Source organism: Apilactobacillus xinyiensis (assembly GCF_019656235.1).
In the GTDB taxonomy this organism is placed as follows: Bacteria; Bacillota; Bacilli; order Lactobacillales; family Lactobacillaceae; genus Apilactobacillus; species Apilactobacillus xinyiensis.
Genome location: NZ_BPLL01000007.1, coordinates 38,211 through 64,685, shown reverse-complemented (window position 1 = coordinate 64,685; position 26,475 = coordinate 38,211). Strand labels below are relative to the sequence as shown.

At 31.5% G+C, this 26,475-nt stretch carries 26 protein-coding genes and 2 CRISPR repeat arrays; of the genes, 14 read left to right on the top strand and 12 right to left on the bottom strand.

The window, feature by feature from the left end; translation table 11 throughout:
- Positions 1-92: 92 nt before the first annotated feature.
- Positions 93-551 (bottom strand): hypothetical protein, encoded by a 459-nt coding sequence (locus K5Q11_RS02810; RefSeq protein ID WP_220751159.1) that lies wholly within the window; start codon positions 549-551, stop codon positions 93-95.
- 543 nt (positions 552-1,094) lie between these two features.
- On the opposite strand from K5Q11_RS02810, the gene K5Q11_RS02805 reads away from it, so the two are divergent.
- Positions 1,095-2,756, top strand: a complete 1,662-nt coding sequence (locus K5Q11_RS02805; RefSeq protein ID WP_220751158.1) for a subtype B tannase — start codon at positions 1,095-1,097, stop codon at positions 2,754-2,756.
- Between the two features lie 114 nt (positions 2,757-2,870).
- Positions 2,871-3,533 carry a histidine phosphatase family protein gene (locus K5Q11_RS02800; RefSeq protein WP_220751157.1) on the top strand — a complete coding sequence of 221 codons (663 nt, stop codon included), beginning with the start codon at positions 2,871-2,873 and terminating at the stop codon, positions 3,531-3,533.
- A gap of 38 nt (positions 3,534-3,571) precedes the next feature.
- On the opposite strand, the gene K5Q11_RS02795 is transcribed toward K5Q11_RS02800, so the two are convergent.
- The 4 genes from K5Q11_RS02795 to K5Q11_RS02780 form a co-directional block, all read right to left on the bottom strand.
- Positions 3,572-4,435 (bottom strand): aldo/keto reductase, encoded by an 864-nt coding sequence (locus K5Q11_RS02795; protein ID WP_220751156.1) that lies wholly within the window; start codon positions 4,433-4,435, stop codon positions 3,572-3,574.
- Between the two features lie 4 nt (positions 4,436-4,439).
- On the bottom strand, positions 4,440-4,847 hold the full coding sequence (locus K5Q11_RS02790; RefSeq protein WP_220728554.1) for a MerR family transcriptional regulator: 408 nt from the start codon (positions 4,845-4,847) through the stop codon (positions 4,440-4,442).
- Between the two features lie 209 nt (positions 4,848-5,056).
- Positions 5,057-5,482, bottom strand: a complete 426-nt coding sequence (locus K5Q11_RS02785) for a hypothetical protein (RefSeq protein ID WP_220751155.1) — start codon at positions 5,480-5,482, stop codon at positions 5,057-5,059.
- Positions 5,483-5,643: 161 nt separating this feature from the next.
- Positions 5,644-6,063, bottom strand: a complete 420-nt coding sequence (locus tag K5Q11_RS02780; protein ID WP_220751154.1) for a hypothetical protein — start codon at positions 6,061-6,063, stop codon at positions 5,644-5,646.
- A gap of 122 nt (positions 6,064-6,185) precedes the next feature.
- Between K5Q11_RS02780 and K5Q11_RS02775 the strand changes: the two genes are divergently transcribed.
- The 7 genes from K5Q11_RS02775 to K5Q11_RS02745 all read left to right on the top strand — a co-directional run bounded on the left by K5Q11_RS02775 (position 6,186) and on the right by K5Q11_RS02745 (position 17,030).
- Positions 6,186-6,494: a hypothetical protein gene (locus tag K5Q11_RS02775; RefSeq protein ID WP_220751153.1), complete on the top strand. Its 309-nt coding sequence runs from the start codon at positions 6,186-6,188 to the stop codon at positions 6,492-6,494.
- Positions 6,495-6,563: 69 nt separating this feature from the next.
- A CRISPR array of direct repeats spans positions 6,564-7,391; the repeat unit is 36 nt; unit sequence GTTCTAAACCTTATTGATATGACATACTTCTAAAAC.
- 299 nt (positions 7,392-7,690) lie between these two features.
- Positions 7,691-12,121: a type II CRISPR RNA-guided endonuclease Cas9 gene (gene cas9 / locus K5Q11_RS02770; RefSeq protein ID WP_220751152.1), complete on the top strand. Its 4,431-nt coding sequence runs from the start codon at positions 7,691-7,693 to the stop codon at positions 12,119-12,121.
- 54 nt (positions 12,122-12,175) lie between these two features.
- Entirely contained in the window at positions 12,176-13,078 is a 903-nt protein-coding gene (gene cas1 / locus K5Q11_RS02765) for a type II CRISPR-associated endonuclease Cas1 (protein WP_220751151.1), read from the top strand.
- Entirely contained in the window at positions 13,056-13,361 is a 306-nt protein-coding gene (gene cas2 / locus K5Q11_RS02760; protein WP_220751150.1) for a CRISPR-associated endonuclease Cas2, read from the top strand. The genes cas1 and cas2 overlap by 23 nt, the downstream gene beginning before the upstream one ends.
- Positions 13,358-14,029, top strand: a complete 672-nt coding sequence (gene csn2, locus K5Q11_RS02755; RefSeq protein WP_220751149.1) for a type II-A CRISPR-associated protein Csn2 — start codon at positions 13,358-13,360, stop codon at positions 14,027-14,029. The genes cas2 and csn2 overlap by 4 nt, the downstream gene beginning before the upstream one ends.
- A gap of 20 nt (positions 14,030-14,049) precedes the next feature.
- A CRISPR array of direct repeats spans positions 14,050-14,943; the repeat unit is 36 nt; unit sequence GTTTTAGAAGTATGTCATATCAATAAGGTTTAGAAC.
- A gap of 489 nt (positions 14,944-15,432) precedes the next feature.
- The gene (locus K5Q11_RS02750) at positions 15,433-15,792 is read left to right on the top strand and encodes an MmcQ/YjbR family DNA-binding protein (RefSeq protein WP_251067900.1); all 360 of its coding nucleotides are present in this window, start codon (positions 15,433-15,435) and stop codon (positions 15,790-15,792) included.
- 413 nt (positions 15,793-16,205) lie between these two features.
- Positions 16,206-17,030 (top strand): replication initiator protein A, encoded by an 825-nt coding sequence (locus tag K5Q11_RS02745; RefSeq protein ID WP_220751148.1) that lies wholly within the window; start codon positions 16,206-16,208, stop codon positions 17,028-17,030.
- 10 nt (positions 17,031-17,040) lie between these two features.
- On the opposite strand, the gene K5Q11_RS02740 is transcribed toward K5Q11_RS02745, so the two are convergent.
- From K5Q11_RS02740 to dcm, 6 genes are all read right to left on the bottom strand, one after another.
- Complete coding sequence (locus tag K5Q11_RS02740) at positions 17,041-17,361, bottom strand: hypothetical protein (RefSeq protein WP_220751147.1); 321 nt, start codon at positions 17,359-17,361, stop codon at positions 17,041-17,043.
- 65 nt (positions 17,362-17,426) lie between these two features.
- The gene (locus K5Q11_RS02735; protein WP_220751146.1) at positions 17,427-17,645 is read right to left on the bottom strand and encodes a hypothetical protein; all 219 of its coding nucleotides are present in this window, start codon (positions 17,643-17,645) and stop codon (positions 17,427-17,429) included.
- A gap of 31 nt (positions 17,646-17,676) precedes the next feature.
- Entirely contained in the window at positions 17,677-18,102 is a 426-nt protein-coding gene (locus tag K5Q11_RS02730; protein WP_220751145.1) for a cupin domain-containing protein, read from the bottom strand.
- Between the two features lies 1 nt (position 18,103).
- A complete protein-coding gene (locus K5Q11_RS02725) occupies positions 18,104-18,520 on the bottom strand; it encodes a MerR family transcriptional regulator (protein WP_220751144.1) in 417 nt (138 codons plus the stop codon).
- Between the two features lie 462 nt (positions 18,521-18,982).
- Complete coding sequence (locus tag K5Q11_RS02720) at positions 18,983-19,495, bottom strand: YbhB/YbcL family Raf kinase inhibitor-like protein (protein ID WP_220751143.1); 513 nt, start codon at positions 19,493-19,495, stop codon at positions 18,983-18,985.
- Positions 19,496-19,678: 183 nt separating this feature from the next.
- A complete protein-coding gene (gene dcm, locus K5Q11_RS02715; protein WP_220751142.1) occupies positions 19,679-20,965 on the bottom strand; it encodes a DNA (cytosine-5-)-methyltransferase in 1,287 nt (428 codons plus the stop codon).
- A 96-nt stretch (positions 20,966-21,061) separates the two neighbouring features.
- On the opposite strand from dcm, the gene K5Q11_RS02710 reads away from it, so the two are divergent.
- Both K5Q11_RS02710 and K5Q11_RS02705 read left to right on the top strand, forming a co-directional pair.
- The gene (locus tag K5Q11_RS02710) at positions 21,062-22,501 is read left to right on the top strand and encodes a Sau3AI family type II restriction endonuclease (protein WP_220751141.1); all 1,440 of its coding nucleotides are present in this window, start codon (positions 21,062-21,064) and stop codon (positions 22,499-22,501) included.
- A gap of 18 nt (positions 22,502-22,519) precedes the next feature.
- A complete protein-coding gene (locus tag K5Q11_RS02705) occupies positions 22,520-22,966 on the top strand; it encodes a very short patch repair endonuclease (protein ID WP_285289885.1) in 447 nt (148 codons plus the stop codon).
- 89 nt (positions 22,967-23,055) lie between these two features.
- Here the strand turns inward: K5Q11_RS02705 and K5Q11_RS02700 are convergent, their stop codons facing one another.
- Positions 23,056-23,562 carry a hypothetical protein gene (locus K5Q11_RS02700; protein WP_220751140.1) on the bottom strand — a complete coding sequence of 169 codons (507 nt, stop codon included), beginning with the start codon at positions 23,560-23,562 and terminating at the stop codon, positions 23,056-23,058.
- Between the two features lie 442 nt (positions 23,563-24,004).
- Between K5Q11_RS02700 and K5Q11_RS02695 the strand changes: the two genes are divergently transcribed.
- Genes K5Q11_RS02695 through K5Q11_RS02685 form a run of 3 tightly spaced genes read left to right on the top strand, consistent with a single transcriptional unit; the run spans position 24,005 to position 26,466 of the window.
- Positions 24,005-24,934 carry an ABC transporter ATP-binding protein gene (locus K5Q11_RS02695; protein WP_220751139.1) on the top strand — a complete coding sequence of 310 codons (930 nt, stop codon included), beginning with the start codon at positions 24,005-24,007 and terminating at the stop codon, positions 24,932-24,934.
- Positions 24,931-25,698 (top strand): ABC-2 family transporter protein, encoded by a 768-nt coding sequence (locus K5Q11_RS02690; RefSeq protein ID WP_220751138.1) that lies wholly within the window; start codon positions 24,931-24,933, stop codon positions 25,696-25,698. The genes K5Q11_RS02695 and K5Q11_RS02690 overlap by 4 nt, the downstream gene beginning before the upstream one ends.
- The gene (locus tag K5Q11_RS02685; RefSeq protein ID WP_220751137.1) at positions 25,699-26,466 is read left to right on the top strand and encodes an ABC-2 family transporter protein; all 768 of its coding nucleotides are present in this window, start codon (positions 25,699-25,701) and stop codon (positions 26,464-26,466) included. It abuts the gene before it with no gap.
- The last annotated feature ends 9 nt before the right edge of the window (positions 26,467-26,475 follow it).

The following is a 26,475-nucleotide window of genomic DNA, read 5'->3' as shown; positions in this document are numbered from 1 at the left end:
TTAGTTGAATATTTTGACATAAAAAAACCGCCTTAAAAAATTAGATATTATGTCTAACTTTTTTAAGGCGGTACAATAACGGATACACTTTTTTATTCTTTATGGAACAATCGACTAAAAATAGGCTTAGACTTTTTACTATCGTCATTATCTAAACTATTACTATCTTCTGATTTTTCATCTTTATGCTTATATTGATTAAGCTGTTGTTTCAATTTTTTATTTTCATCTAATAAATGTAAATGGATCTTATGTGCATCATCTAACATTTTATGTAGCTCATTAATTTGTTGATTCTGTTTATTAATTTGAACTTTTTTATCATTTAGCTGTTCACTCATTAAACTGTTAAGCCCTAAACTTAAATTAGCTAGCTTTTTATTATTGCCACCATTGGACAGTAATTTATAACCTTCTTCATTAACTAATAACTTGTTGCCAGATTTAGTAGTGTATTTACCCCTAAAATCTTCAATATCATTCATGCGACTTTGCACAGCTTGCTTAGTAATACCTAACTCTAAAGCTATTTCTTTAATAGTTATACTCAAGATATACCACCCTAATTACGTAATAATATAAATTATTGTACAATAAATTTCATATTTTTTTAATAGTAAGTAATAACTATTTACTTTTTTTACAGCCAACGCCTAATAAAAAGCAACTAATGGTAAATAAGAGCAAAACTATTGTAATTTCTAAATCATCAGATCCATAAATGTACTTCATAAGGTGAATAATAGAACTTAACGCTAATAATAACCCCAGTACAAATGAAAATAAATCTTTAATATAAATTTTCATATTTAACCATCCTTAAATTATAAACTAGCAAATATTCTTAATACGAAACTAGAATATAAAACAATAATTATCTTAATATAATTATTTATTCAAAACAACTGCTTTTTATAAATAAATAACGACTTAGAGATTATAATAACACTATCTATGACCTTAATAAACATTAAATTACTATTACAAAGTGACACAATCTATATCGATGTAACCAATAAATATTTAAGTCTATTTTAAGTTGACCTCATTATAGTTAATACTTAACCAAATCGTTAAGAAAGTAGGTCATATATATGAAAATAACTAATATATTAGTCATCATTGCTAGTATTACCATTATCGCTTTATCAATTATCATCATGAGGAATAAGGCTACTAAAACTACTGCAGCTGAAACCCTAAGCAACACTAAATACACTAAAAGCATTTCATATTACCGTAATGGAACTTCCTATAATGGTAAAACTTATAATTTAGATTTTAATAATAGTAAATATAAACTAAAAACAATCAAAGTCAATGGTAAAAGTATAAAAGTCCGTGAATACACTAATATTGTTTATGTTAGTAAGCCTGTCGATACCAAATATCAAACTATGAACATTTATATTCCAGATGCTTACTTTAACAATCAAACCATTAATGGCTACACTAAATCTACTGCACCGATTTTTATGCCGAATAATGTCGGTGGTTACATGTCTGGCACTGCTGGTACCATTGATAATAAACAGCAAAAAATGGCTAACAACAGTCATCAACTGCCAGAAGGTAAAAACAACCTGCCTAAAGGGTTTAAACCAACTGGTAAATTAGGGCAGGGGATGAATAAAAATGGTGGTGCTAGTTCTAACAACGCAATTCAAACTGCTTTAGCCAAGGGTTTTGTAGTCGCTACCCCTGGTGTTAGGGGCCGTGATGACACCAAGAATGGTAAAAACGTTGGTTCCGCTCCAGCTAGTATTGTTGACTTAAAAGCTGCTGTACGATATTTAAAATATAATAATCAAAGAATGCCCGGAAACGCTAATAAAATCATTGCCGATGGAACTAGTGCTGGTGGGGCCCTAACAGCTTTATTAGCCACTACTGGTAACAATACGGATTACTATCCATATCTAAAAGCTATTGGCGCTGCTGATTCTAGTGATAATATCTATGCTACCTATTCTTTTGCTAGCATTACTAATTTAGATCATGCTGACTCCGCATATGAATGGGCATTTAATGGCGTCAATAAAGTCAATGGAGCCGGAATGCCAGGTAGCAATGGTACTAATACTACGTTAACTGCTAAACAGCAAAAAATGTCTAACGAATTAAAACAACAATTCATCACATATATCAATAATTTAAAATTAAAACAAGGTACGCAAACTTTAACTTTGAATAACGATGGAACTGGTAGTTTTGCTAACCTAATCAAGACCGAATTAATTCAATCCGCTAACACGGCCATTAAAAGTGGCACTAAAATAACCACTAAAGAATATCCATGGCTAACAATTAAAAACGGGCGCGCCACAAATGTAGATTTATCAAAATATTTCACAGCCATTGGACGTTCTAAAGCTACTACTGCTTTTGATAGTACGAACCTAAGTAGTGCTGAAACTCAGTTATTCAGTACGCCAACTAAAAAAGCTCAACATTTTACAACGTATGGCATGCAAAATAACACTGCCAGCGGTGCTACTAAGGCTGACCATCAAACTGTCAAAATGATGAATCCAATGAACTACATTGGCACCGCAAATGCCAAATTAGCTAAACATTTCTGGATTCGTTATGGCACTGAAGACTCTAATACTTCTGTAGCAGTACCAACCATCTTAGCGCAAAAGCTCAAGAATGCCGGCGTTGATGTGAACTACAAATTACAATGGGGCACTGGCCACGCTGGTGATTACGATATGCAAGCTATGTTCAAATGGGCCGAAAAGATAACTAAATAATGTATATAAAACCCAAGTCAGCCAACAACTAGACTTGGGTTTTTACATGCTCAATCACGTGTACTCATAGTTGATATATGTTAGGATTAAGGCATTAATCGCCGAGGTGAAGAAATGAAAACATTTGATTTATACGTCGTTCGACATGGTCAAACCTACTATAATATTTACCGAAAGTTACAGGGATGGAGTAATTCACCGTTAACCCATCAAGGTCAAAAAGATGCTGAAAACATCGCAGATAAATTAAGTCAGATTAAATTTGATGCGGCCTACAGTAGTGATATGACTAGAGCTGAATATACCGCTCAAGTAATTTTAAAACATAACCAAGTTTCTAACATTGATCAAGCTATTAGTTCACCGTTGTTGCGTGGAGTCTTTTATGGCTACTATGAGGGTACTAATATTGACCAAGCTAATCATATTATCAGCGCTACTAACGGTGCCAAAGATTATCGTGAATTAGTCGATAAATATGGTCAAGCAAAGATTAAAGACTTTTTCCATGAAGCCGATCCATTTCATCAAGCTGAAAATAATGATGAATATTGGCAACGTTGGCATGCCGGTTTTGAGGCTATGCAAAATGACGATAACGTCCATGACGGTAGTAAAGTCTTATTAGTCAGTCATGGTCCCGCCATTTTAAGCTTAATCGATCGCTACGGACAAGGTAAATACGATTTAGAGAAACGTCCGGAAAACGGTAGCTTAACTAAGTTGCACTTTGATAGTGATGGTCAAGTGACCGTGCTAGGATACAATATAAAATAAAAAAATGCTTGTAGAATTTTTCTACAAGCATTTTTAAATTAGTATTCAATATGACGACTTGCCATCCACTTAATCATATCTGGATCGTGATGATCAAAAAACTGACTCTTTTGAGTATCTAATGTAGCGATTTTTTGCATATCATCATCTGACAACGAAAAATCTAAAACATCTAAATTTTGTGCCATTCGTTGAGGTTTAACAGATTTAGCTAGCGGAATAATGTTTCTTTGATACAACCAGCGTAAAATAACTTGTGCAATTGATTTATTGTACTTATTACCAATTGATTTTAATATATCATTTTTAAAAAGATTATTTTTACCTTCTGCAAAAGGTGCCCAAGCTTCAACCTGTATCCCATATGATTGCAAATATTTAACTTCATCTATATTTTGGTTAAATGGATTAACTTCGATTTGATTAACCATCGGTTTAACATTGCTAAATTCAGCTAAATTTGTAACTTGTGCAATATCAAAGTTAGAAACACCTATAGACTTTAGTTTTCCTTCTTGGAATGCTTGTTCCATAGCACGCCAAGCTCCAAAAATATCGTTATAAGGTTGATGAATCAGCATTAAGTCCAAATAATCCAACTGTAGACGATTTAATGAAGCTTGAATAGCTTGAGTTGCTCTTTGAGCACTAACATCTTCCACCCATAATTTTGATGTAATAAAGAGTTCATCTCTAGTTACAATTTTTGCTTCAATTGCCGCTTTGATTCCAGCACCAACTTCAGATTCATTACCATAACTAGCTGCTGTATCAATCAGACGATATCCAGTCTTGATAGCGTTAAAGACGGCCTCTTTAGTCACACCATCTTCACCGATTTGAAATACACCAAATCCTAAGACCGGCATTTTTAAATTTTCCAAAATTGTTCTATATTTCATGTTATTACTCCTTTTTGTCATTTGAATTATAATCATAAGCTAATTTCTCATTTTCATAGGTCAATGTGTGATCTTCAAAATGATCAATTTTATAAGATAAATAATTGATAGTCTTTTCACGTTCATGAACTTCATCAATTAAAACTTGTCGTTGTTCAATTAAAAGATGTTTACGTTTATCATTACTACTATCTTCAAGTCGATAGGATTGTACGAATTCGATTAATCTTTCAATTGACATACCTGCATTTCTTAAAGCATTTACATACAAAATCCAATTAATGTCTTTTTGATCATAATCACGATAACCACTTGCATTTCTATGCACTGATGGTAATAAACCCACTCGTTCCCAATAACGAAGTGTGTCTTTAGATAAGTTGAATTTTTTGCTAACTTTATCAATGTTAATTCTTATCACCTCACTTATCTATAACAATATAAACCTTGAAGTGTACTCCAAGGCAAGTGATAAATAATAATTTTATGTATAAATGAAATTATCTAGAATAAAATAGGATATCAATAACCAAACCACTACTGAATTTGGGATTAATATCCTAGTAAAAGTTATAAAGTTTAAATACTTTCAATCAAATTTATTTTTAATTACAATAATTATTATTTAACTCTACGTACATTTTTCAATTGGTTAAAGTCTTTAATGGCAATCGTAGGGAATACTCGATTTTGTAGTTTGTATAACCCTTCGTACTTTTTATCAAAGAAGCTAACTAAATAATATTTATAACCATTATGCTTAATCACTGGATCACAATAGATACGAATGTGGGCACCAGTTGCAATTTTCTTAGCCGGAACCATTCCATCAGCTTTTAAAGATTTCGCATACTTGGCACTTGCTAATTTGTAATGTGTGTTATCTTTAGAAGGTTCTAAAATTTGATACTTAAGTGGTACTTTAGTCGTTGCGTTGATTGAGTGTTTATTGCTTGCGGCCTTGCTAGTTAGTGGATTCCCACCTAAAAAGCCTATAAACGCACCCATTAATAATACTGAGAACAATATTTTTTTAACATAACGCATACCAATCACTCCAATCTTTGAATCAATTATGACCAAATTATATATCAATAAAATGAGCATTAATATCAAAAAGAGTAAAAGTTAATGAACTCAATAAAAGCTTAATATATCCAATAATGATATAAAAATCCCCCATAGTTATTAACTACGGAGGATTTAAATTATTTAACTTTACGCATGTTGCTTAATTGATTAAAATTCTTAATCGCAATTGTAGGGAAGATACCCTTATTAGGTTTATATAACTTAGTATACTTTTTAGTTAAAAATTTGACTGGATAATATTTATAACCACCATGCTTCAATACCGGACTATTGTAAATTTGAATGCGTGTGCCAGCTGCAATACGCTTGGCTGGAACCATACCGTTGGATTTCAAGAATTTAGCATAGCTAGGGCTGGCTAAGCGATAGTGGATATTGTCTTTCTTGAGTTCCAACATTCGATAATTAAGTGGAATTCTAGTTGTGGCGTTGATCGAATAATCGGCAGCATAACTCTTCACGCTTGAAAAACCAAACACCCCAGCCAATACCCCTAATAATAACGTTGCAAATGATATTTTCTTGATAAAACTCATTTTTATTACTCCTATCATATAATTTATTACTATTAAATTATAGAACAATAATTATAAAATGGTAAATGTAGATCAAAAGCTTTATAATAGAACCGGAATAATTAATTAAGGAGATTTTGGTTATGAAGCTAAAAATGTTTAAATCATTATCCATATGCGGATTAGTCGCATTAGGCTTAGTTTCAAGTACAGTTAGCGCATCTGCCAGCAAGATTAAAAAGGGCAAGCATTACATAAACGCAATGAACGTCAGTGTAGTATACAAGTTTCATCATACTAAGCATGGGGTTAAGCGAACTCAGTCTTGTTATGTAAAAAAAGTAAAACCATTTAAGCTAACTAAAACTTATAAGTATAAAGGCGAAACTTATTACTACATACCGGTAACTAAAGGGTACGTAACTAACGAATACTTATATCCAGTTAAATAAAAGTAAAAGACCATTAAGTGTTTTCACTAATGGTCTTTTACTTTGGTTATTCATAAATAGATAGTTATAAACAGTAACCTTATTGATATGACATACTTCTAAAACACTATGGTTGCCGCTTAATTCGAAAAGCAAGTTCTAAACCTTATTGATATGACATACTTCTAAAACTTGTAACTAACGCATTATTCATTAGATTTAGTTCTAAACCTTATTGATATGACATACTTCTAAAACATAACTGTATGGTCGACCTTGCTACACCACGTTCTAAACCTTATTGATATGACATACTTCTAAAACTAGTGTGTCCAAATCATACATATCATTCATGTTCTAAACCTTATTGATATGACATACTTCTAAAACCCGTTAACTTTGATCATAGTGATAGTTGGAGTTCTAAACCTTATTGATATGACATACTTCTAAAACTAGCCTTTACTTGTTTTGAAACTAACGTGTGTTCTAAACCTTATTGATATGACATACTTCTAAAACACTTGTTAGGTGCAATTTGTACACCGTTCAGTTCTAAACCTTATTGATATGACATACTTCTAAAACAGTGCAACAAACTTAGTGATGATTATGAGTGTTCTAAACCTTATTGATATGACATACTTCTAAAACTAACTTTGGGAAAACTTTGTTGTAAAGATTGTTCTAAACCTTATTGATATGACATACTTCTAAAACTGATCCACAAGGAAAAGCAGGAGGAGGTGAGTTCTAAACCTTATTGATATGACATACTTCTAAAACTTTTAATGCAGCTTTTTGAGACTTTTTATAGTTCTAAACCTTATTGATATGACATACTTCTAAAACGTTTATTGATGGCATAGGAATTCACGCTAAGTTCTAAACCTTATTGATATGACATACTTCTAAAACCGTTGTTTTCTCATCAAATTCTAATAAAATATGCTATATACAAGATTTAAATGTAAAACAAAAGCTCAGAATAACTAAGCTATTCTGAGCTTTTTATGTAAATGCCACATATAAATGGCCTTTAGGGATAAACTTGGCTAATGCCTTGTTTGATTTTAACTCAGTATGTCATATCAATAAGGTTTATCCGTCGGGAGCTACCCAACAAAATTAATTCTATTATAAAAAATTACCTATTGCAAGTTTTTTTATTATTTATTAATATATAATTAAAAAATAATAAAAATTTGGAGGCTTATATGAAAAACTACCATTTAGGTTTAGACATTGGAACATCATCAGTTGGTTTTGTTGCAATAGACGACAATAACAATATCATTCATAAACATGGCAAAAATATTATTGGTGCTCGTCTATTCAATGAAGGACAAACTGCAGAGGAAAGAAGAACCAAACGTGGCGCCCGTCGTCGATATAGTCGTCGTCGTTGGAGAATGCATTTATTAGATAATATTTTTGAACCATACTTAAACGCAGTTGATGAAAATTTTCTGCAAAGAATGCATGAATCAGATATGTCACCTAAAGATGAAAATAAAAAATACTATGGATCTTTATTATTTCCTGATATTACAGATAGTACATATTATGCTAGCAATCAAACAATTTACCACTTACGCAATCGTTTAATGAATAGCAACGAAAAGGCTGACATTCGTGAAATTTATTTAGCTTTAAAACATATCGTTAAATATCGTGGTAACTTCTTAGACAGTACTCCGGTTAGCTCTTTTGAAATATCTGACTTACATCTAGAAGATATTGTATACAAAGTAAACGAATTATACGAAAAATTATCTATTAATTTCAAAATCAATGTAGATAACGTCAATAAAATTAGTGCAATTTTGTTAGATAATAAGATTACAAATATTAATAAACAAAAGCAAATCATTAAATTGCTACAAGTTCATTCTGACATGCAAGATAAAACACTGCAAAAAGCAGTCGATAAGCTTAATAAAGATATCGCTACTGAAATCACCAAGCTAGTATTAGGATATAAAACTGACATTAAAAAATTATTGCATTTTGAAAATGACGACCAATTTAAACTTTGTCTGTCAGATGAAAATAGTGAAGATCAATTAGCTAGCGTTATGGAAGTTTTAAACGAAACTCAAGGCACTATTTTAACTGAACTTAAAACTTTATATTCGCGAGTTCGTTTGAACCAAATCATCCCTAACGGTAAATCACTATCACAATCTATGATTGATAAATACAATCAACATAAAGAACAACTACGCATTTTAAAAGATAGCGTGTTAAACGTTTTGCCTAGTAATAGTGATTTAAAAAGAAATATAAAAATCTTATACGCCATGTATGTTGGTAACTTCGATTCAGAAGAATTTAAAAATAATTTAAAAGCAGTTGAAGATTGTCTATCAAATAGTATTAATGATAGTAATGCCAAAACAGAGATTAAAAGATTATTTAAAAATGAACGTCATGTCATTTCTAAAACTGCTTTTTATAATGCTTTGTTAAGCTTGATTGGTAACCCGGTTTTATACGATAGCCTAAAAAAAATTGTCAATAATAATTTAGATGGCATGGATATAAAATACTTTAAAGATGCTATAAAACAATATCTGAATGATGATAAAAGCTCTAAATTAAGTAAACTAATCTTCAACATGGAATCGAAAGTAACTAAAAATAGTAAGTATGTTAATTCATCAGACATGCAGGCTATTCTTGATAATCCCATTAGTCATCCTTGGGGTAATAATGAAGCAATGAAAGCAACAATTGAAAATATTCGTCAAGACATCAACAATAATGATTATTTACCTAAACAACGTACTAATGAAAATGGTAACTTGCCTCATCAAGTCCATCAACTTGAAATGGATAAAATTATTGATAAGCAAAAGCAATATTATCCATTTTTAGCTGAATTGAATCCTAATCAAAAACGTCAGCATATTGCTAAATATAAGCTGGACGAGCTTGTAACTTTTAGAGTTCCATACTATGTTGGTCCAATGATTACACCTGAAGATCAAACTAAAACTTCTGGTGCTAACTTCGCATGGATGAAACGTAAGGCAGCCGGTGAAATAACGCCTTGGAATTTTGATGAAAAAGTTGACCGTACTAAAACCGCTAACGCTTTCATTAAGCGTATGACGGTCAAAGACAGTTATTTACTAAGTGAAGATGTGCTACCAGACAACAGTTTAATCTACCAAGAATTCAAGGTATTAAATGAACTGAACATGGTTAAAGTAAATAGTCATCGCTTAACCACGGCACAAAAACAAGCTATTTTTAATGACTTATTTAAGCAACATAAAAACATCACAATTAAAAGATTACAAACCTATTTAATGAGTGCATTTCACTATCCATCGACTCCAAACATTACTGGTTTAGCCGATGAAAAGCATTTTAACAATAGCCTTAGCACATATGTTGACTTTAAAAACATTTTAAATCCAGATGTTTTCGAAAATGAAAAAATTAAAAACGATTTAGAAAAAATCGTGGAATGGTCGACTGTTTTTGAAGATCGCAACATTTTCGCAGACAAATTGAAAGAATTAGATTGGCTTACCGATGAACAACGCAAACAATTCGTCAATAAACGTTATAGTGGTTGGGGGCGCCTATCTAAACGACTTTTAACAGAAATTGTGAATGAAAATGGAGAACGTATTATTGATACACTTTGGAATAGCCAAGTTAATTTTATGCAAGCAGTTTCCAATCCATCAATAAAAAAACAAATTGATAAAATCAATGGTAAACAATTGAAATCTTTGGGAATGGAAAGCATTTTAGATAATGCCTTTACTTCACCACAAAATAAAAAAGCTATCCGTCAAACCATCAAGGTGGTTGAAGATATCGAACGTGCCATGGACGGTCAAAAGCCTAGTTCGGTATCTATTGAATTCACACGTTCACCAAAAGATAGTAGCGAAATATCTAAAACTAGATTTAAGAACATTGATAATTTATTCAAGAGTCTAGCAAGTGAAGTTAGCAAGCAATTAAAAGACGAGTTAAAAGATACTAAAAAACGTATGGGTAAATTGACCGATCAATACTACTTATACTTTACACAATTAGGTAAAGATATCTATACTGGTGAGCCTATTAATATTGACGATGTGCCTAATTATCATATTGATCACATTATCCCACGCGCTTTCGTTAAAGATAATTCATTAAGTAACCGAGTGTTAACTAATCATAAAACTAACGAAGACAAGGGTAACAACACGCCCTTACAAGGTTTAAATATCAGCGAAAATGTAAAACAAAGCTGGCATAAGTTAGCTAAAATGGAATTAATCCCTAAACGTAAATTAACCAATCTTTGTACCACATTAGACAACGTTAATAAATATGCTCGACGTGGATTTATTCAACGTCAGCTAGTTGAAACTAGTCAAGTTATTAAGCTGGTAGCTAACATTTTAGGTGATAGATATAACGGTGATACTAAGATAATTGAAGTTAAAGCCAAAATGAATTCAGAAATACGTAAAACCTTTAACCTATATAAAGTGCGTGCGGTAAATGACTATCATCATGCTTTAGATGCTTATCTCACCGCAGCCATAGGTCGTTATCTATATCAACGTTATCCAAAATTACGTAACTATTTCGTTTATGATGAACATAAACAAATGGACATTGACGACTTAAAGGATTTAAAAACTTTTGATTTTCTACATGAGATTACTAATGGAAAGAAATCAGAAATTCGTGACAATGTTAAAGAAGAAGTGATTTTAAACCGTGATAGTTTAATTGAAAAGCTAAATGATATTTACAAATATAAATTCATGTTAGTAAACCATGAAGTCACTACTCGCAAGGGAGCTTTATTTGATGCATCATTATACTCACCTAAGGCTGGTAAAAAACACTTAATCCCATTAAAGAACAGTAGAAACCCTAGTGTATATGGTGGCCATAGCGGTGAAAAGTCCGCTTATATGGCATTAATTGAAATGACTGATAAGCAGCAAAATAAAACTTATAAGTTCATTGGAATTCCAATGCGATACGCTAACAAGTTAAAGCGTTTAAGCAATACAGATGAGCAAGCTTACAATGAGATTTTGAATAATATTGCTAAACAAAACATCAGTAAGCAAACCATAGCTTTCAGAGTTCTGTTGAATAAAGTTATGTACCGTCAATTAATTGTTGATGGCGACGTAAAATATACTTTGGGCAGTGCCGCCTATAAGTACAATGCTAAGCAACTAGTTTTATCTGTTGATTCCATGAAAACTTTAGGTGATAAAGATTTCATCAGTAGTCTTAGTGAAGATGAGCTAAGTCAGAGATACATTAATGTTTATAAAGATATTTTAGAAAAACTAAATAAGTATATGCCAATTTATGACACTAACAATTTCAGAAATAAGCTCAATGAAGGATTAGAAAAGTTTGTTAAACTACCTAATTATGATAAAAAGACAAACAGCAAAGTTGCAAAGGGTAAATATATGATATTAATCAATATATTAGAATCATTGCATAATAATCCAACGAATATAAAGTTAAATGAACTAGGGATGAGTACTCCGCTAGGTAAAATGCAAATTAAGACAGGAATCCCAGTATCACCAAATGCACGTATATACTATCAATCTCCTACTGGTATCTTTTCACACTATGTAGTAGTTAAAGATTTATAAATATTAAAGGATTGATTCTTAAGAATCAATCTTTTTTACTAAGGAGGAATGTTTATGGGGTGGCGAAGTGTCATTATCTCGCAACACGCTAAACTATCATACTCAGCACATTCAATGATTGTACAAACTATTGAAGGAATTAATACCATTCCAATTGAAGATATTTACCTATTAGTAGTACAAACTACACAAGCGGTCATCACTACTGAATTAATTAATAGCCTAAACAAAAACCACGTTAAAATAATTTTTACTGACGAAAGCCATAGTCCTGCTTGTGAAACCGTAGAATATTATCCTAATAATCGGAGCTTAGACACCCTCGAATGTCAATATAATTGGCCCCAAGCACGAATGGAATTGCTGTGGACCAAAATTGTTAACCGCAAAATTATGAACCAAATTAAAGTTTTAAAAATGTACAACCATGATACTCAAAAACTATCAGACGAGTTAGACCAATTAGAATTAAATGATGTGACAAATCGTGAAGCGGTGGTCGCAAGAAAATATTTTGAACAATTATTTGGTAAAGAATTTAAACGTCGTGATTTTTCACCCATGAATAACGCCTTAAACTATGGATATTCCATTTTACTGTCCAATTTTAATCGTGAAATTGTAATGAAAGGTTACTTAACGTATCTAGGCATTCATCATCATAGTGAAGAAAATGCTTTTAATTTAAGCTCAGACCTAATGGAACCGTTTAGACCAATTGTGGACTTATGGTTGAACAGCAAACAGTTTAATGACTTTACTCCAGATATTAAGTTTGGGCTAGTTGAACTGTTGAATATTGAAATTATATATAACGGTGAAGTTACTATATTAAAGAATGCAATTGAAAAATATACTGATGACTGCTTAAATTTCCTTACTAATGGCAAGCCTACAAAAATAGAGGTGGATTTTATAAATGAGGTACCGAATAATGCGCTTAATGATAATGTTTGATTTACCAGTCGATACAAGTAAGCATCGCCGCGATTACCGTAACTTTCATAAAAAACTAATTAATGAAGGTTTTATCATGGTTCAATATTCTGTTTATTCTAGGGTTTGTGTCACTAAAAAATCGGCTAACTTTTTAGAAAAAAGAGTTGCAGATTTTGCTCCAACTCAAGGCACTGTTCAAAGCTTTATGCTGACTGAAAAGCAATATAACGACATGCATTTTATAACCGGCAAACCAGTTAAAGATGTTCGAAACTCGTCAGAAAGGACAATTATACTGTGAAAATATCTTATTTAACACATGATGCTGTTGATGTTCATAATGGGGAAGTAACGGTTTTAGGCACTAATAATCAAACTACTTATTTAGACATCATTAATAGTATGAATGACTATCAAGAAAATTTAATTATATGCAATGACAACTATGATAAATTGTCTGTTAATGATGCTATTGATTGGGTTGGGGATGTCATGAGTAATAAAGTCAATTTTACAGCCTATATCAATCAATTTATAAAAAAATTTGTTAAAGGTTTAACTGAAGATGAAATTAATCAGCTGCATGCAGTTAACGATAAAATATACTGTACAGTCCAAGAACAATTATTCATGGCAGATTTGCCCTTAAAAGTAACGTTTAGCAATGATTTGATCAACATTTTTAAGTACGCAAAAATTCATATAGATGGCTCAAACTTTAGCAATCCTTATGATATAATAAGGGTATTGATTAAACTACATCTAGAATGTAACGATAAAAAAGTTTTAGGACTAACTAATGTAGCTCATTATCTTAATCCTAAACAAATCCAAGATTTAGTTAACTTATGTAATAATGCAGGTGTTGCTGTATTTATTGTTGAGTTTATGAGTCTTAATCAACGTCATTTATTTGAAAAATGTAATTTTCATTACATTGACGAAGATTTTATTGATTGGCATTATTAAAATCAAATGAGAAAACAACGGTTTTAGAAGTATGTCATATCAATAAGGTTTATAACTTTTGTTAAAAACATTGCCAGAAGATGCTAGTTTTAGAAGTATGTCATATCAATAAGGTTTATAACGAATGGCCATTATTTTGATGTTGCTAAAGAGTTTTAGAAGTATGTCATATCAATAAGGTTTATAACTAGAAATGCTTGATAATTGCGCAAAAAGAAGTTTTAGAAGTATGTCATATCAATAAGGTTTATAACCTGTACAAAGTCTTAGAGCCTAACCTTTGGGTTTTAGAAGTATGTCATATCAATAAGGTTTATAACAACAACCGCCAATCTATAATCCAAACAAGTGTTTTAGAAGTATGTCATATCAATAAGGTTTATAACAGCTAAACTAAAGAGTGCTACTGATAATGGGTTTTAGAAGTATGTCATATCAATAAGGTTTATAACCTTGTGCCAACTGAATTAGTGGCAGTCGCTGTTTTAGAAGTATGTCATATCAATAAGGTTTATAACCAACAAAGTTCAGCTTTATAGCAACATGCTGTTTTAGAAGTATGTCATATCAATAAGGTTTATAACATATCTACATTCTAAAGCAATACTTAATGCGTTTTAGAAGTATGTCATATCAATAAGGTTTATAACACCCAGATACTGCCGAAGGTGGTGCCGAACGTTTTAGAAGTATGTCATATCAATAAGGTTTATAACAGTTTCAAAGAATGCATGATGACTATGGCTGTTTTAGAAGTATGTCATATCAATAAGGTTTAGAACCCGAAAATGAGAGAAAATGGAGTGATTTTTGTTTTAGAAGTATGTCATATCAATAAGGTTTAGAACCACAATATTCAAAACAATCATACTTAATTGGTTTTAGAAGTATGTCATATCAATAAGGTTTAGAACTGGTATGCTAAATGACTTAGGCTTAATTTAGTTTTAAAGTATGTCATATCAATAAGGTAGCTATCCTGCAATATTTTCAGATCATCACCGGAGGTGCGAGCATGCTAAAAAGTATTGACAAAAATTTATGCATACGGATAATTGCGCTGTTTGTTAATTTTTTATCCGTTACTTTATTTATGTTTAAAATGATCCCTATTTTCAGTAGAATAATGTATGGCATAATCAGCTTATTGTTAATCGCTTTATATATTTTCTATTTGATATATCTTGCTCGTTGCATCTACACAAAAATGCATATAAATTCTAAACAGATGATATTTTTAGGAGCCTGTATAATTTTTATGATGCAGTTGTTCTAAAGCTAAAAAAGTGACACCTAACATTTATTAGGTGCCACTTTTTTAATTATTAAGTTAATCCATACCCATTTAAAGTCATAGATAGTAAAATATAGACACAAAGCAAATATTTAAGCGAGGCGATTATTTGATTGAGCGTACTCAAATTAATGAATACATCGAAAAAACATTTCATGTGAAAGCTGAAAAACGTTTCACTAAATTTCCTGACTATGATGTATTTAGACGTTTAGATAATCATAAGTGGTTTGGTATCGTGATGGATATTAAAGAAAGTAAAATGGGGTTAGCTGGATCAAAGCAGATTAACTTAATTAATTTAAAACTAGAACCCGAGTTAATTGGCATTTTACTGGGAAAAGATGCATACTTTCCCGCTTATCATATGAATAAAGAGCATTGGATTAGCATTAATCTAAATGCTGATGAAATGACCATGGGGGAACTAAAGCCCTTGATTGATGCTAGTTATCAATTAGCTGAATAATAAAAAGACATTCAAGAATACAGAATGTCTTTTCTTATACCTAAAGTTGAATTATAAGTATTTTTATATTTGATTAATAATATTTTATTTAAAAAAATCACATAAAAGCATTGACATTGAGCGATTATTTCTATAAAGTGTTTATATACGCAAAAAGTTAACATACTGCTTGCGTAACTAAAAATCACATAGAAAAAGAGCGTTGATAAATAATTACTACCAATAATTATTTATCAGCTAACAAGTAAGACAACTACTTGCTCACCGTTTAACGCCCTAAATGCACAACAGATAATTCTGCTAATGCTTGATTATTATATGACATTTACGGTGTTATTTCAATATATTACATAATATAAGGTGTACAAGTCCATTCTTGTGCACCTTTTTCTATCTAAATAGGGGATAGAATAATGACTAATACACAATTTTATAAACAGTATCACGTTTTTGAAGAAGCCGGCTTAAGACCAAATGAAGTTTCTATTTTGACACACTTGTATGATCGTATGAATTTAAGTATTCAAAATAACAACTTTTATGACAAAAAATATAATAGTTATTACGTAATTTATACTCGTGAGGAAATGGCGCAACGAATTCATTTGAGTTTATCTACAATCACTCGTGTGTGTAAACGCCTGGTTAAGTTAGGGTGGCTAGTTTTGAAGTCTCAATTTAACGCCCCCAATCGAGTGTTCCTACCACATTTTATTTTACCCAAATCGCATGAGCGTCATAATGAGCAGCCTAAAACGTCAAAATGCACTTCTAATCAGACTGAACTTAATCATACTAATCAATTTACAAATGATACAGATGACACTGGCGAGCTGACTAACAAAATATCAACCGACAAGTTCAATGCTTTAGGCGATAGTTTAATCACTCAAGGTGGTCTATCTAAACACGTGGTCGAAGTTTTAAAAGTCTACGCATTTGGTGATTGTAAGACTTTATACGACTATGCTGGATTGATTTTTAAGGCCAAAAGCTTTGTTTATAACGAAGCTAAAGAATGTCCCAATGGTTATCGAGCGTTACGTTTTGAATTGAACGAGACACTCAATCAGCAACTACCCAACAAACTCAAAAGTATTATCATTAGTGCTAATCAAAAAGCGCACAATGTAAAAGGTTACATCATGCGCGCTTTAACCAACTTTTTTGAAGAAAACTCTAACGAATATTTAGTGCACTGTTATGGTAAAAATAACATTATGTTTAAGGACATTTAAGATGCTAGAATTAAAATAAATTATTGATATTTTTCCCAGGAATTAAATCAACATCTTCAACGTCAACAATTTTATTCATATCAAAACCTTGCATATCATATTTAAAAGCATCACTTTGCATATATTTAGTATTAAGTTCGTGCAAGTTGTTTTGGTTAGATGAAACTAAGGCAAATACTCGACACTTTCCACTGGATTTATTTTCACCAAACACTTTTTCAACGTGAATACCAAACTCAGGAAGACTAACTAAGTGCTTATCCCAATGATTTTCTAAATATTCGTTTGCGGCAGCTTGATTTATCAATGTATATATTCTTAATTGTTTCATATATGGTTTCTCCGTTAATTTTATTTTTTACTCCATTTTAAATATACAAACATTTAAAATGAAATTCAATATTGAAGTAATTGAACATTTGTGACTCTTCGGTTAATATAAAATTCTTTAACTGAATTAAAGGCCGAACAAGCTTTTGGCCACACTGCGTAAAATGCTAAGTGAGTAATCATACTGCAATCACGAGATGATAGTTCGTTCGTATGTGAACATACTTGTCCAAACAACACATCATCATTTAATTCGGCAAATTTAGGAGCTAAATCGCCTAACATTTTGCAACCAGCATCTTGTTTTTTATTTTAACTACTCCTTTATTTGTGAATTAGCTTTAGCATATTTCTCATCTGAAACTGGTGATAGCCACTCTGGTTTTCCAGCAGTTATTGCAATATGAGTAAACCAACTATCTTTAGTTGCGCCATGCCAATGTTTCACTCCATCGTGAGTTACAACTACATCACCTGGTTTTAGTAGCTGAGCCGCTTTTCCTAGTTCTTGATAAATACCTTTGCCTGCTGTAACTAACAAAATTTGACAACCATCATGATGTATATGCCAATTATTACGACATTTTGGTTCAAAAGTTACGTTGCCAACGCCTACATTGATATCATCTGCCGGAGCAACTAACCCTTTAAGATAACTTTGACCAGTAAAAAATTGATCATAAGCTACGTTTTTATCACCAATGGGGAAAACATTATTTTTAACTACACTGTCTTTTTGCATATTAATCGTCTCCTTGATTAAATCTGTTAAGGTATGATTCGAAGTCTTCATTAATTTGGAAATTAATTCTGCCATCATACCAATCAATTTTATGTTTAACTACTTTCAAATTATCCTGTATTTCTTTAATCTGTTGTTCACTACGCTCTTTAACTTGGGATAATAACTTTTTACGTTCATGCATGGTAGAATCACCTTGACTACGTAATTCTACGTATCTACTCATTTCACACATCGTCATGCCAGTATTTTTAAGACACAGTAAAAAGCCTAACCATTTAATATCTTCATCAGTATAGTAACGCCTTTGATGTCTATCTCTTTTGGGCATAATTAATTTCTGATTTTCATAATAGCGTAGGGTATATGAAGTTAATCCTACTTTTTTTGCGAATTCGCCAATAGTATACTTTTCCATGGAAACCTTTCCTCTATCAATTGATATTTCATATCATAATACTTAGAGTCAACTCTAAGTCAATATATTTATAGAAATAAAAAATGAGGCTTACAAAGCCTCACTAACAATTATTAATCGTTTTATTTAAATGCTTTGAAAATTATTTTGGCGAGTCTAACCACCCAAATACCACAGATAATCAGATTGAAAAAGGCAAACATTACCGATAAAAATAATAAATAGGGGGATTGGAAGTATTTGTACATAACTCCCAATACTAGACTAATTATTAGGAAAACGAAAAATAAGATGTTTAAATTTCTTTCTGACATAAGAATGCGCCTCCATCAGTAAGCAAGCTTTGAATTGATTCGATTATACAACTTATAGAGTAAAAAACAATCCACTACTTAGTATTTTCTTTAATTTAAAATTAACTACTAAAAAATCCTTACAAATTAGTAATTGTAAGGAAATTGTTTAAGCTTTTACTGGTAGTGTAACGGCTGATTTTTCTAACAGCTGACCTTGCATAGTGTGTATTAATTCGTTGTACCAAAATCCATCATGTAGTGGTAATTTAGCATCAAGTGCATACACTGTAAGGGTGTAATAATGCGTTTTATCTGGAGGAGTTGGACCAACATATCCAGCACTGATGGGATTATCACGCTTATTTAGCATACCACCAGCTAAACTATTATAACCACGTGTCCATTTAAATGGATTATTACGTCCAGCATCTTCAGGAATATTGGTACAATCCGCTGGAATATTAGCGGCTACCCAATGAATCCACTCAAAGCCACATACTGGAATTGAATCTAAATCAGTCAACGTAAATGCCAAGTATTTGGCGTTTTCTGGAACATCTGTAATATTAATTGGAAATGAAATAAATGGTGATCCATCAGTTTGATTAACCGCTGATGTATGTTTAGTATATTTATCATCTAAATATCCATTAGTCATAGTTGGCACATTAATTTTCATATGAAGACATCCTTTGCATTTCTTGTATTCTTGATGTTAACACTAAACTTTTGAATGAGCGAATAATTGCCTTATTAACGGAACGTAATCGCTACTTCGGATAATATATGTTATGTAAAGTAGAATAATAATTATAATCCCCTACCAAAAAAGCCACTTAGTTATAAACTAAGTGGCTTTTATTTAACTTTCATATTTATTAACAATGTCTTTTATACCTAAACCAATTCTTTTAACTACATCAGTAACTAAAGCATTCCCCATGAAGAACATTCTCATTCTGTCAGAAACTTCTTTAATTTCACCATCGACTAGCTTATATTTAGTCCAATCATCAGGAAATGATTGCATTCTTTCAGCTTCAATCGGTGTAAGTAATCTATATCTATCATTAATTTTTAACCAATGTGTAGATCTGTTTACTGTACCTTCAGAAGTTAACATTGTTCTACCAGGAAGATTTAAATCTTCATACGGAGACATTCCACCTTCACTATAGGTATATTTATGCCCATTAGCACTAATTCTTTCAATTTTTTTAGAACCTCTTAAGTATTTAAACTTATTAATTTTATTTTCATCAGTAACATAATACTTATCGTCTACTTCATCTTCAGGTTGGACAATATCCTTTAATGGCGTTGGACGTTCCTCTCCTAAAGCTTGAGTATCAATAGTATAGTATTTTCCATGTCGCATTACACCAGTATTAAAAACTTTACCAGAAAATTCATCAGAAACTTCAACTATATCATCTGGTAGTTCATAAAATGCTTTTCTATCCTTATAGGATTCACGTTTAATTGGAAATTGTTTAGCGAATAAACCGGTCTTAAAGATATATTCATCATAAGTATCATCATTATCCATAAAGGTATTTTCATAATGCTCATCTAATTGTTTAGCATATGGTAAATCATTTCTAAAAACAAATAAATAAACTCTTCTTCTACGCTGTGCTCCACCATAGTCTGCAGCATTAATAACTCGCCATTCAAGTGAATAGTTAAGTTTATTAAGAGCAGACAACATAATAGAGAAATCTCTTCCCCTTTGCTTAGATGGTGCTTTCAAAAGTCTATCAACGTTTTCAAATAACATATATTTAGGATTAATATTTTGAGCAGCTCTAATTATTTGCCAAAACAATACCCCTTTTTTACCTTGGATTCCTAATTCTTTCTTTTTAGATCTAGCAACTGAATAGTCTTGACAAGGAAATCCTCCAACAATCATATCAGCATCCATAGATTTAAACTTTTCATCTGAAATGTCGTTAATATCGATTCCTATGTTTTCTGAATCTTTATAGTGATAATTATAAACTTCAAAAGCATCTTGGCTTTTTCGTGAAGGTTCAAATTGATTTGCCCATTTAGTCTTAAAAAAGTCTGAATCTGCATGATCAAATCCGACTCTAAAACCACCTACACCAGCAAAAAGCTCTAACACTTTTAGTGATTTTGTCATTTTTGCACCTTCCATTCCTAGTTAAATATTAATTACTATTATATAATAATTACGAAAAAAGATCAAATTTATTTATATACTGCTGGGGTGATTAGATTGAAGTTCAAGAGTAAAGAAGATGTACATAATAGAGCTATAAAGATACTCAATAAACCCCAAAAAGAGCTTATTGAAGAACTTAATATGCACATAAAAGGCAATAAAAATGCCATGGGCGATGTATTTGAAAAATGGTTTGGCAAGGAAAAGGACTCTGCTAGTAAACCAGATCTAGGAGTAGTTGAGTTAAAAGCAACCCCTTTTAAAAAGTTAAAAAAGACTAAAAATGGCAAAGTTCAATATAGTGCTAAAGAAAGACTGGTGCTTAATATTATTAATTACTTTGATTTAGTAAAAGAAGATTTTGAGCATAGTCATTTTATGTCTAAAAACAATACGTTAGAAATTGCCTTTTACGAATATCTTAGCAACATTCCAAAAAGCGAATGGTTCTTTAAATATGTAATTATATATCAAATGCAAAAGTCTCCTGTAGATTATGAAATAATCAAAAAAGACTGGGAGACAATTCAAGCATACGTCAGAAACGGTAAGGCTGAAGATTTAAATGAAGGTCTAACTAATTACTTAGCTGCATGTACTAAAGGAAAAAACCACAAATCATTACGAGAACAACCATACTCTACCAACATGGCAAAACAAAGAGCTTTTTCATTTAAAGCCAGTTTTATGACACGATTATTGAGAGACTATGTTATCGGAAATAAGAAAAATCAAGCAATAATTAAAAGCTCATCCGATATACAAGGTAAAACTTTAGATCAACTGATATATGAAAGATTAAGTCCATTTATTGGTAAGAGTACAAACCAACTCAAAGATCATTTTGGAATAACTAACAAAGCTAAGAACATTAATAACGTACTAGCAAGAAGAATGCTAGGTTTAAAAGATTCTAAAAATAATATCAATGGAATCGATGAATTTGAAAAAGCATCAATTATACCTAAGACAATCCAAGTAAATCCAAATAAGAAGAACAGAGAGAGTATGTCTCTACCACCATTTAAGTTTAAAGAACTAGTAAATCAAACTTGGGGCAATGACAGTTGTGACTTATACAACTATCTTAACGAAAGTAAATTTTTATTTATAGTTTTTCAACAAATGAGTAATGGTGACAACATATTCAAAGGTGCCCTTTTGCATCACATTTCTGAAAATATTTTAAACAATGATATTATGAAAGTTTGGATAGATACAAAAAATAAAATAAAACAAGGTGTAGAATTAAACTATAAAAAGAACGGTACAGTATCTAATAATTTTATTAAATTAAACAATCAATCAGTAATTCATGTAAGACCACACGCTGCAAAATCTAGTTATATAGAAAGTACAAATAGCAATCAATTACCCACTCCAGCTAAATGGAAAAACAAGCCAAGCAACTATTCCGATGACTATATGACAAATCAGTCTTTTTGGATTAACAATTCATATATTTTAAATGTAATCAAAAAGCTAATAGATTAAATTTTTAGAAGGTATAATTTGAGAAAAGATTTAAAGCTAAGATATAGTTTGAAAACTGATCAAAAAACTAGTAAAAGAATGTCTAGTGTAAAGCTAAAACGAGGCCCTTTAGAAAATATTTTAGCGAAAGCTTTATGGAATCAAAATATTAGATATCGTAGAAATTATAAAGAACTGCCCGGTTCACCAGATATCGCTATCACTAAATACAAAATCGCTGTATTCGTTGACGGCGAATTTTGGCATGGATTTAATTGGGAACAAAAGAAAAAACGTTTAAAGCATAATCGTGATTATTGGATAAATAAGATTGAGACCAACATTGAGCGAGATAAAAAGAAAGACACGGAGTTAAGAAAACTAGGATGGCTACCTATACATTTTTGGGGTAATACAGTCAAAAATGACACTGAATACTGTGTAGAACTAATTAATTTTTATATTAGGGGCCGAAAAAATGAATAACCATAAGCTAAAATATGGTATAATATAGTCCGACATTGCTATGTTATCACATATAAAAAGACATTAACTTTCATTAGTTGATGTCTTTTTTAGTATCTAAAATTTTTATATTTGACTTTATACAATTGTTTAGCTAAAGCTTTGGTCTTGTAATAGTGTGCGCAACCACCAATTTGGGAACCTTGCATTGTAGTAAGTACTGGTCGCCCACTAAAAGTATGCACATTAAACCAGTTGCCTTCACCATTGCTCTGCCAGCTAATAAGCATCATCCATGGATGAACTTTATACATACTGTGACGGCTAATACTCATAGTAGCATGCGGTTTACTTAAATGTTTTGTTATAAGTTTGTCATTCCATCTATGCAAGAATTGCCATGACCATTTTTGATTATTTATTTTATAGGCAAATGCATGTTTAGTAAATTTAAGTGATAAATAACGGTAATAACTGTTATGACAATAGCTATACCACGTCCCGCGAAAAGCATTGGGAATTGTATTACTAGCGTAAGCATTAGAATAGTTTGTAAATAACATTGATAAACATATTCCAGTACATATCAAGGTAACTCGAATTAATTTTTTCAACATATATCATCTACCTATTACGAAATAAAAAAGCCCTATATAGTGATATAGGGCTTCTTTCAATCAAACCGTTGTGTAGATTAAGGGCATCAACGGATTTTACTTATTTTGATTGATTTTAACTAGCCCGATTATGAGCGCAATTGCTGCAACAACGAAAATAATTATTTGTAGCAGTAATTCTAAGATGCTTAAAAACTTAATAAGTAGAGGACTCCCTTCTTTGATAACTGACGCAAAATAAATATGCACCACTTTTCACTAAAAGTAGTCTCGACTCTTAATAGCCCTTATTCGTGAGTATACACGCATTATTTTATAAATAAAAACATTCCGCTTAAACAAAATTTAAGATAAACGCTTGAATTTCTTTATAATTAAGATAAAATTACATTTAAATTAAAAAAACATTATAAAGATGCTAATTCTAAGGCAGGTGTTCATTATGATTAAAACCCAAGCACTAACATTTACATATGAATCATTTATTAAATCCCCTGGTATCAAAGGGGCTTGGCACGACTTTTTCCATCGTCAAACTAATACCATTGAAGCGCTAAAAAGTAATCAAATTACTATCAATGATGGCGAAATGGTTGGTTTAGTGGGACCCAATGGTGCTGGAAAAACCACGTTTATTAAGTTGCTAACCGGAATTTTAACTCCTACCACTGGTAGTGTAATCGTCGATGATCGTCACCCAGCTTACCGTGAAGCTAAATACCTACAAAAGGTTGGCATTTTATTTGGCCAAAAATCACAACTTAGCTGGGATTTACCCGCTATTGATACATTAAACATGTTGGCATATATCTACAAATTGCCACGTTCTCGATATCTTAAACGTTTAAATACCCTAGTCGATATGCTGGACGCTAATCAATTTATTAATCAACCAGTTCGGAAATTATCATTAGGTCAACGTGTTCGTTGCGAATTGATTTGTGCATTAATTCATGAACCTAAATATTTATTCTTAGACGAACCAACGTTAGGCCTTGATTTACTAACTCAACAACACATCTATAAGTTCCTCCGTGCTGAAAACAGACAACGGCATACCACCATCTTAATCACTTCACACTATTTAAAAGACATTGAAATGCTATCTGATAAACTTTTAATTTTAGTTGATGGTAAATTTGTTTATCAAGGCAATACTAATCAATTACCAGTTCACCCTAGTGATAGTGATACTTTTGAATGTACCTATTTAACGGAAAATGGGCAAACAAAACAAGTCCAATTAGATGCTGGAGAATTAAATGAATTTATGCAAAAAACTGCCACTCACAATATTGTAAATATCAAACGAAATGGCAGTTCTCTTGAAGACTTTATTAAAAAACTATATTTGGAGAAAACTAATTTATGAAGTATTTAGTTATGGGGGTGAATGGTTTAGTCACTAAGTTCACCTACCGCAGTAATGAAATTACCAACCTAATTACGCAAATGCTGCAGATGACCATTAGCATTTGCATGTGGCTTAGTATCTACTACAGTAGTGGTAAATACACCATTAACCAGATGAATGCTCATCAAATGATACAATACTTGGTTATCACTAATTTAACTGCCATTTTATTTTCTACTAGTCCCATTTTTAGATTTGCTAATCAAGTCCAATCTGGACAATTAACGACCACCCTATTACGCCCTATTTCAATATATGGCGAACACATGGCATTTTATATTGGTACTCAATTTCCATATTTATGTATTAATTTCACTTTATTTATATTGCTAAGTAATCATGCCACTAACGCTTTAACATTTATTCTACTAGGCTATTTAATTTTAGCCTTTGTTATGTTCTTTTCCCTAATGCTAGTCATTGGTACACTTAGTTTTTGGCTAATTAACATGTGGCCATTGCGTTCAGCCATTAACGCCTGTTCTTTAATTTTAGGTGGATTGTATTTTCCACTATCTTTTCTAGGTCAAAAAACATTCCGATGGTTACAATTTAACCCTTTTTCGCTAGTGTCAGATGTTCCAGCTCGAGTCATAACGCATAAAATTAATGATTTATCACCGTATATCATTGCCGTTGTAATTTGGTTATTGTTAACAATGATCGTATATCAACGACTAATTAAAATCGGAATTAAAAAATATGAAGGGATTGGGATTTAAGTGAAACTCTTACGTTTAGCATGGCAATTGAGCCTACAAGAATTTTTAGCCTATAAAACAACCAGTATCCTGACCTTTATATTGGCCACCGCTTTCTTCTCGGTAGAAGTCATTACCGGATTCGTCTACTTTACAATGGGTAATCAACTAAATGGTTGGCATCAAACTGATTATTTATTATTAGTCACCACCATTAGCAATATTGTTTATCTTTACAATATATTCTTTATTATCGGTCATGAAAATTTAAGTAACAAGATTTTAACTGGTGCCTTAGATTATGATCTAATTCGACCAGTGAATTCTTATTGGTATCTAGTAATGAATCGAATTGACATTCCTAGCATAATTAATTTGGCAATTTCTGGAGGCTTTTCCGTTATCCTAATTAGACATGAAACACTGAACATTTATTCAATCGGCCTATATCTAATCGCAATTGGTTTAGGGGTTGGTTTTATATTCTTAATGAATCAAATCGCGATTTCTTTGAACTTCTGGATTGATGGTTTTTCAGCCCTCGGTGGCATTATTGAGAATGCCACTAATCTATTTAGTCGTCCAATGCCCATCTTTCCACAAGTTATTCAGATAATTTTCACATTTGTCTTCCCCATTTTATTAGTAACTAATTTACCAGTCATGGTCTTTAAAAATTCAAACGTAATCTTTTATTTAGGCTATTTAGCTATTTTAGAAATACTATTATTTATTGTTTCTAAATTGATGTGGAAGTATGGTAGCCAACATTATTTATCAGCAAATTGACAATTAGGT

Bases quoted from the DNA above. Each gene is read 5' to 3' on its own strand.
- K5Q11_RS02805 (WP_220751158.1), top strand. From the start codon at position 1,095: ATGAAAATAACTAATATATTAGTCATCATTGCTAGTATTACCATTATC.
- K5Q11_RS02800 (WP_220751157.1), top strand. From the start codon at position 2,871: ATGAAAACATTTGATTTATACGTCGTTCGACATGGTCAAACCTACTAT.
- K5Q11_RS02795 (WP_220751156.1), bottom strand. From the start codon at position 4,435: ATGAAATATAGAACAATTTTGGAAAATTTAAAAATGCCGGTCTTAGGA.
- K5Q11_RS02785 (WP_220751155.1), bottom strand. From the start codon at position 5,482: ATGCGTTATGTTAAAAAAATATTGTTCTCAGTATTATTAATGGGTGCG.
- K5Q11_RS02780 (WP_220751154.1), bottom strand. From the start codon at position 6,063: ATGAGTTTTATCAAGAAAATATCATTTGCAACGTTATTATTAGGGGTA.
- K5Q11_RS02775 (WP_220751153.1), top strand. From the start codon at position 6,186: ATGAAGCTAAAAATGTTTAAATCATTATCCATATGCGGATTAGTCGCA.
- cas9 (WP_220751152.1), top strand. From the start codon at position 7,691: ATGAAAAACTACCATTTAGGTTTAGACATTGGAACATCATCAGTTGGT.
- cas1 (WP_220751151.1), top strand. From the start codon at position 12,176: ATGGGGTGGCGAAGTGTCATTATCTCGCAACACGCTAAACTATCATAC.
- cas2 (WP_220751150.1), top strand. From the start codon at position 13,056: ATGCGCTTAATGATAATGTTTGATTTACCAGTCGATACAAGTAAGCAT.
- K5Q11_RS02745 (WP_220751148.1), top strand. From the start codon at position 16,206: ATGACTAATACACAATTTTATAAACAGTATCACGTTTTTGAAGAAGCC.
- K5Q11_RS02740 (WP_220751147.1), bottom strand. From the start codon at position 17,361: ATGAAACAATTAAGAATATATACATTGATAAATCAAGCTGCCGCAAAC.
- K5Q11_RS02735 (WP_220751146.1), bottom strand. From the start codon at position 17,645: ATGTTAGGCGATTTAGCTCCTAAATTTGCCGAATTAAATGATGATGTG.
- K5Q11_RS02730 (WP_220751145.1), bottom strand. From the start codon at position 18,102: ATGCAAAAAGACAGTGTAGTTAAAAATAATGTTTTCCCCATTGGTGAT.
- K5Q11_RS02725 (WP_220751144.1), bottom strand. From the start codon at position 18,520: ATGGAAAAGTATACTATTGGCGAATTCGCAAAAAAAGTAGGATTAACT.
- K5Q11_RS02720 (WP_220751143.1), bottom strand. From the start codon at position 19,495: ATGAAAATTAATGTGCCAACTATGACTAATGGATATTTAGATGATAAA.
- dcm (WP_220751142.1), bottom strand. From the start codon at position 20,965: ATGACAAAATCACTAAAAGTGTTAGAGCTTTTTGCTGGTGTAGGTGGT.
- K5Q11_RS02700 (WP_220751140.1), bottom strand. From the start codon at position 23,562: ATGTTGAAAAAATTAATTCGAGTTACCTTGATATGTACTGGAATATGT.
- K5Q11_RS02695 (WP_220751139.1), top strand. From the start codon at position 24,005: ATGATTAAAACCCAAGCACTAACATTTACATATGAATCATTTATTAAA.
- K5Q11_RS02690 (WP_220751138.1), top strand. From the start codon at position 24,931: ATGAAGTATTTAGTTATGGGGGTGAATGGTTTAGTCACTAAGTTCACC.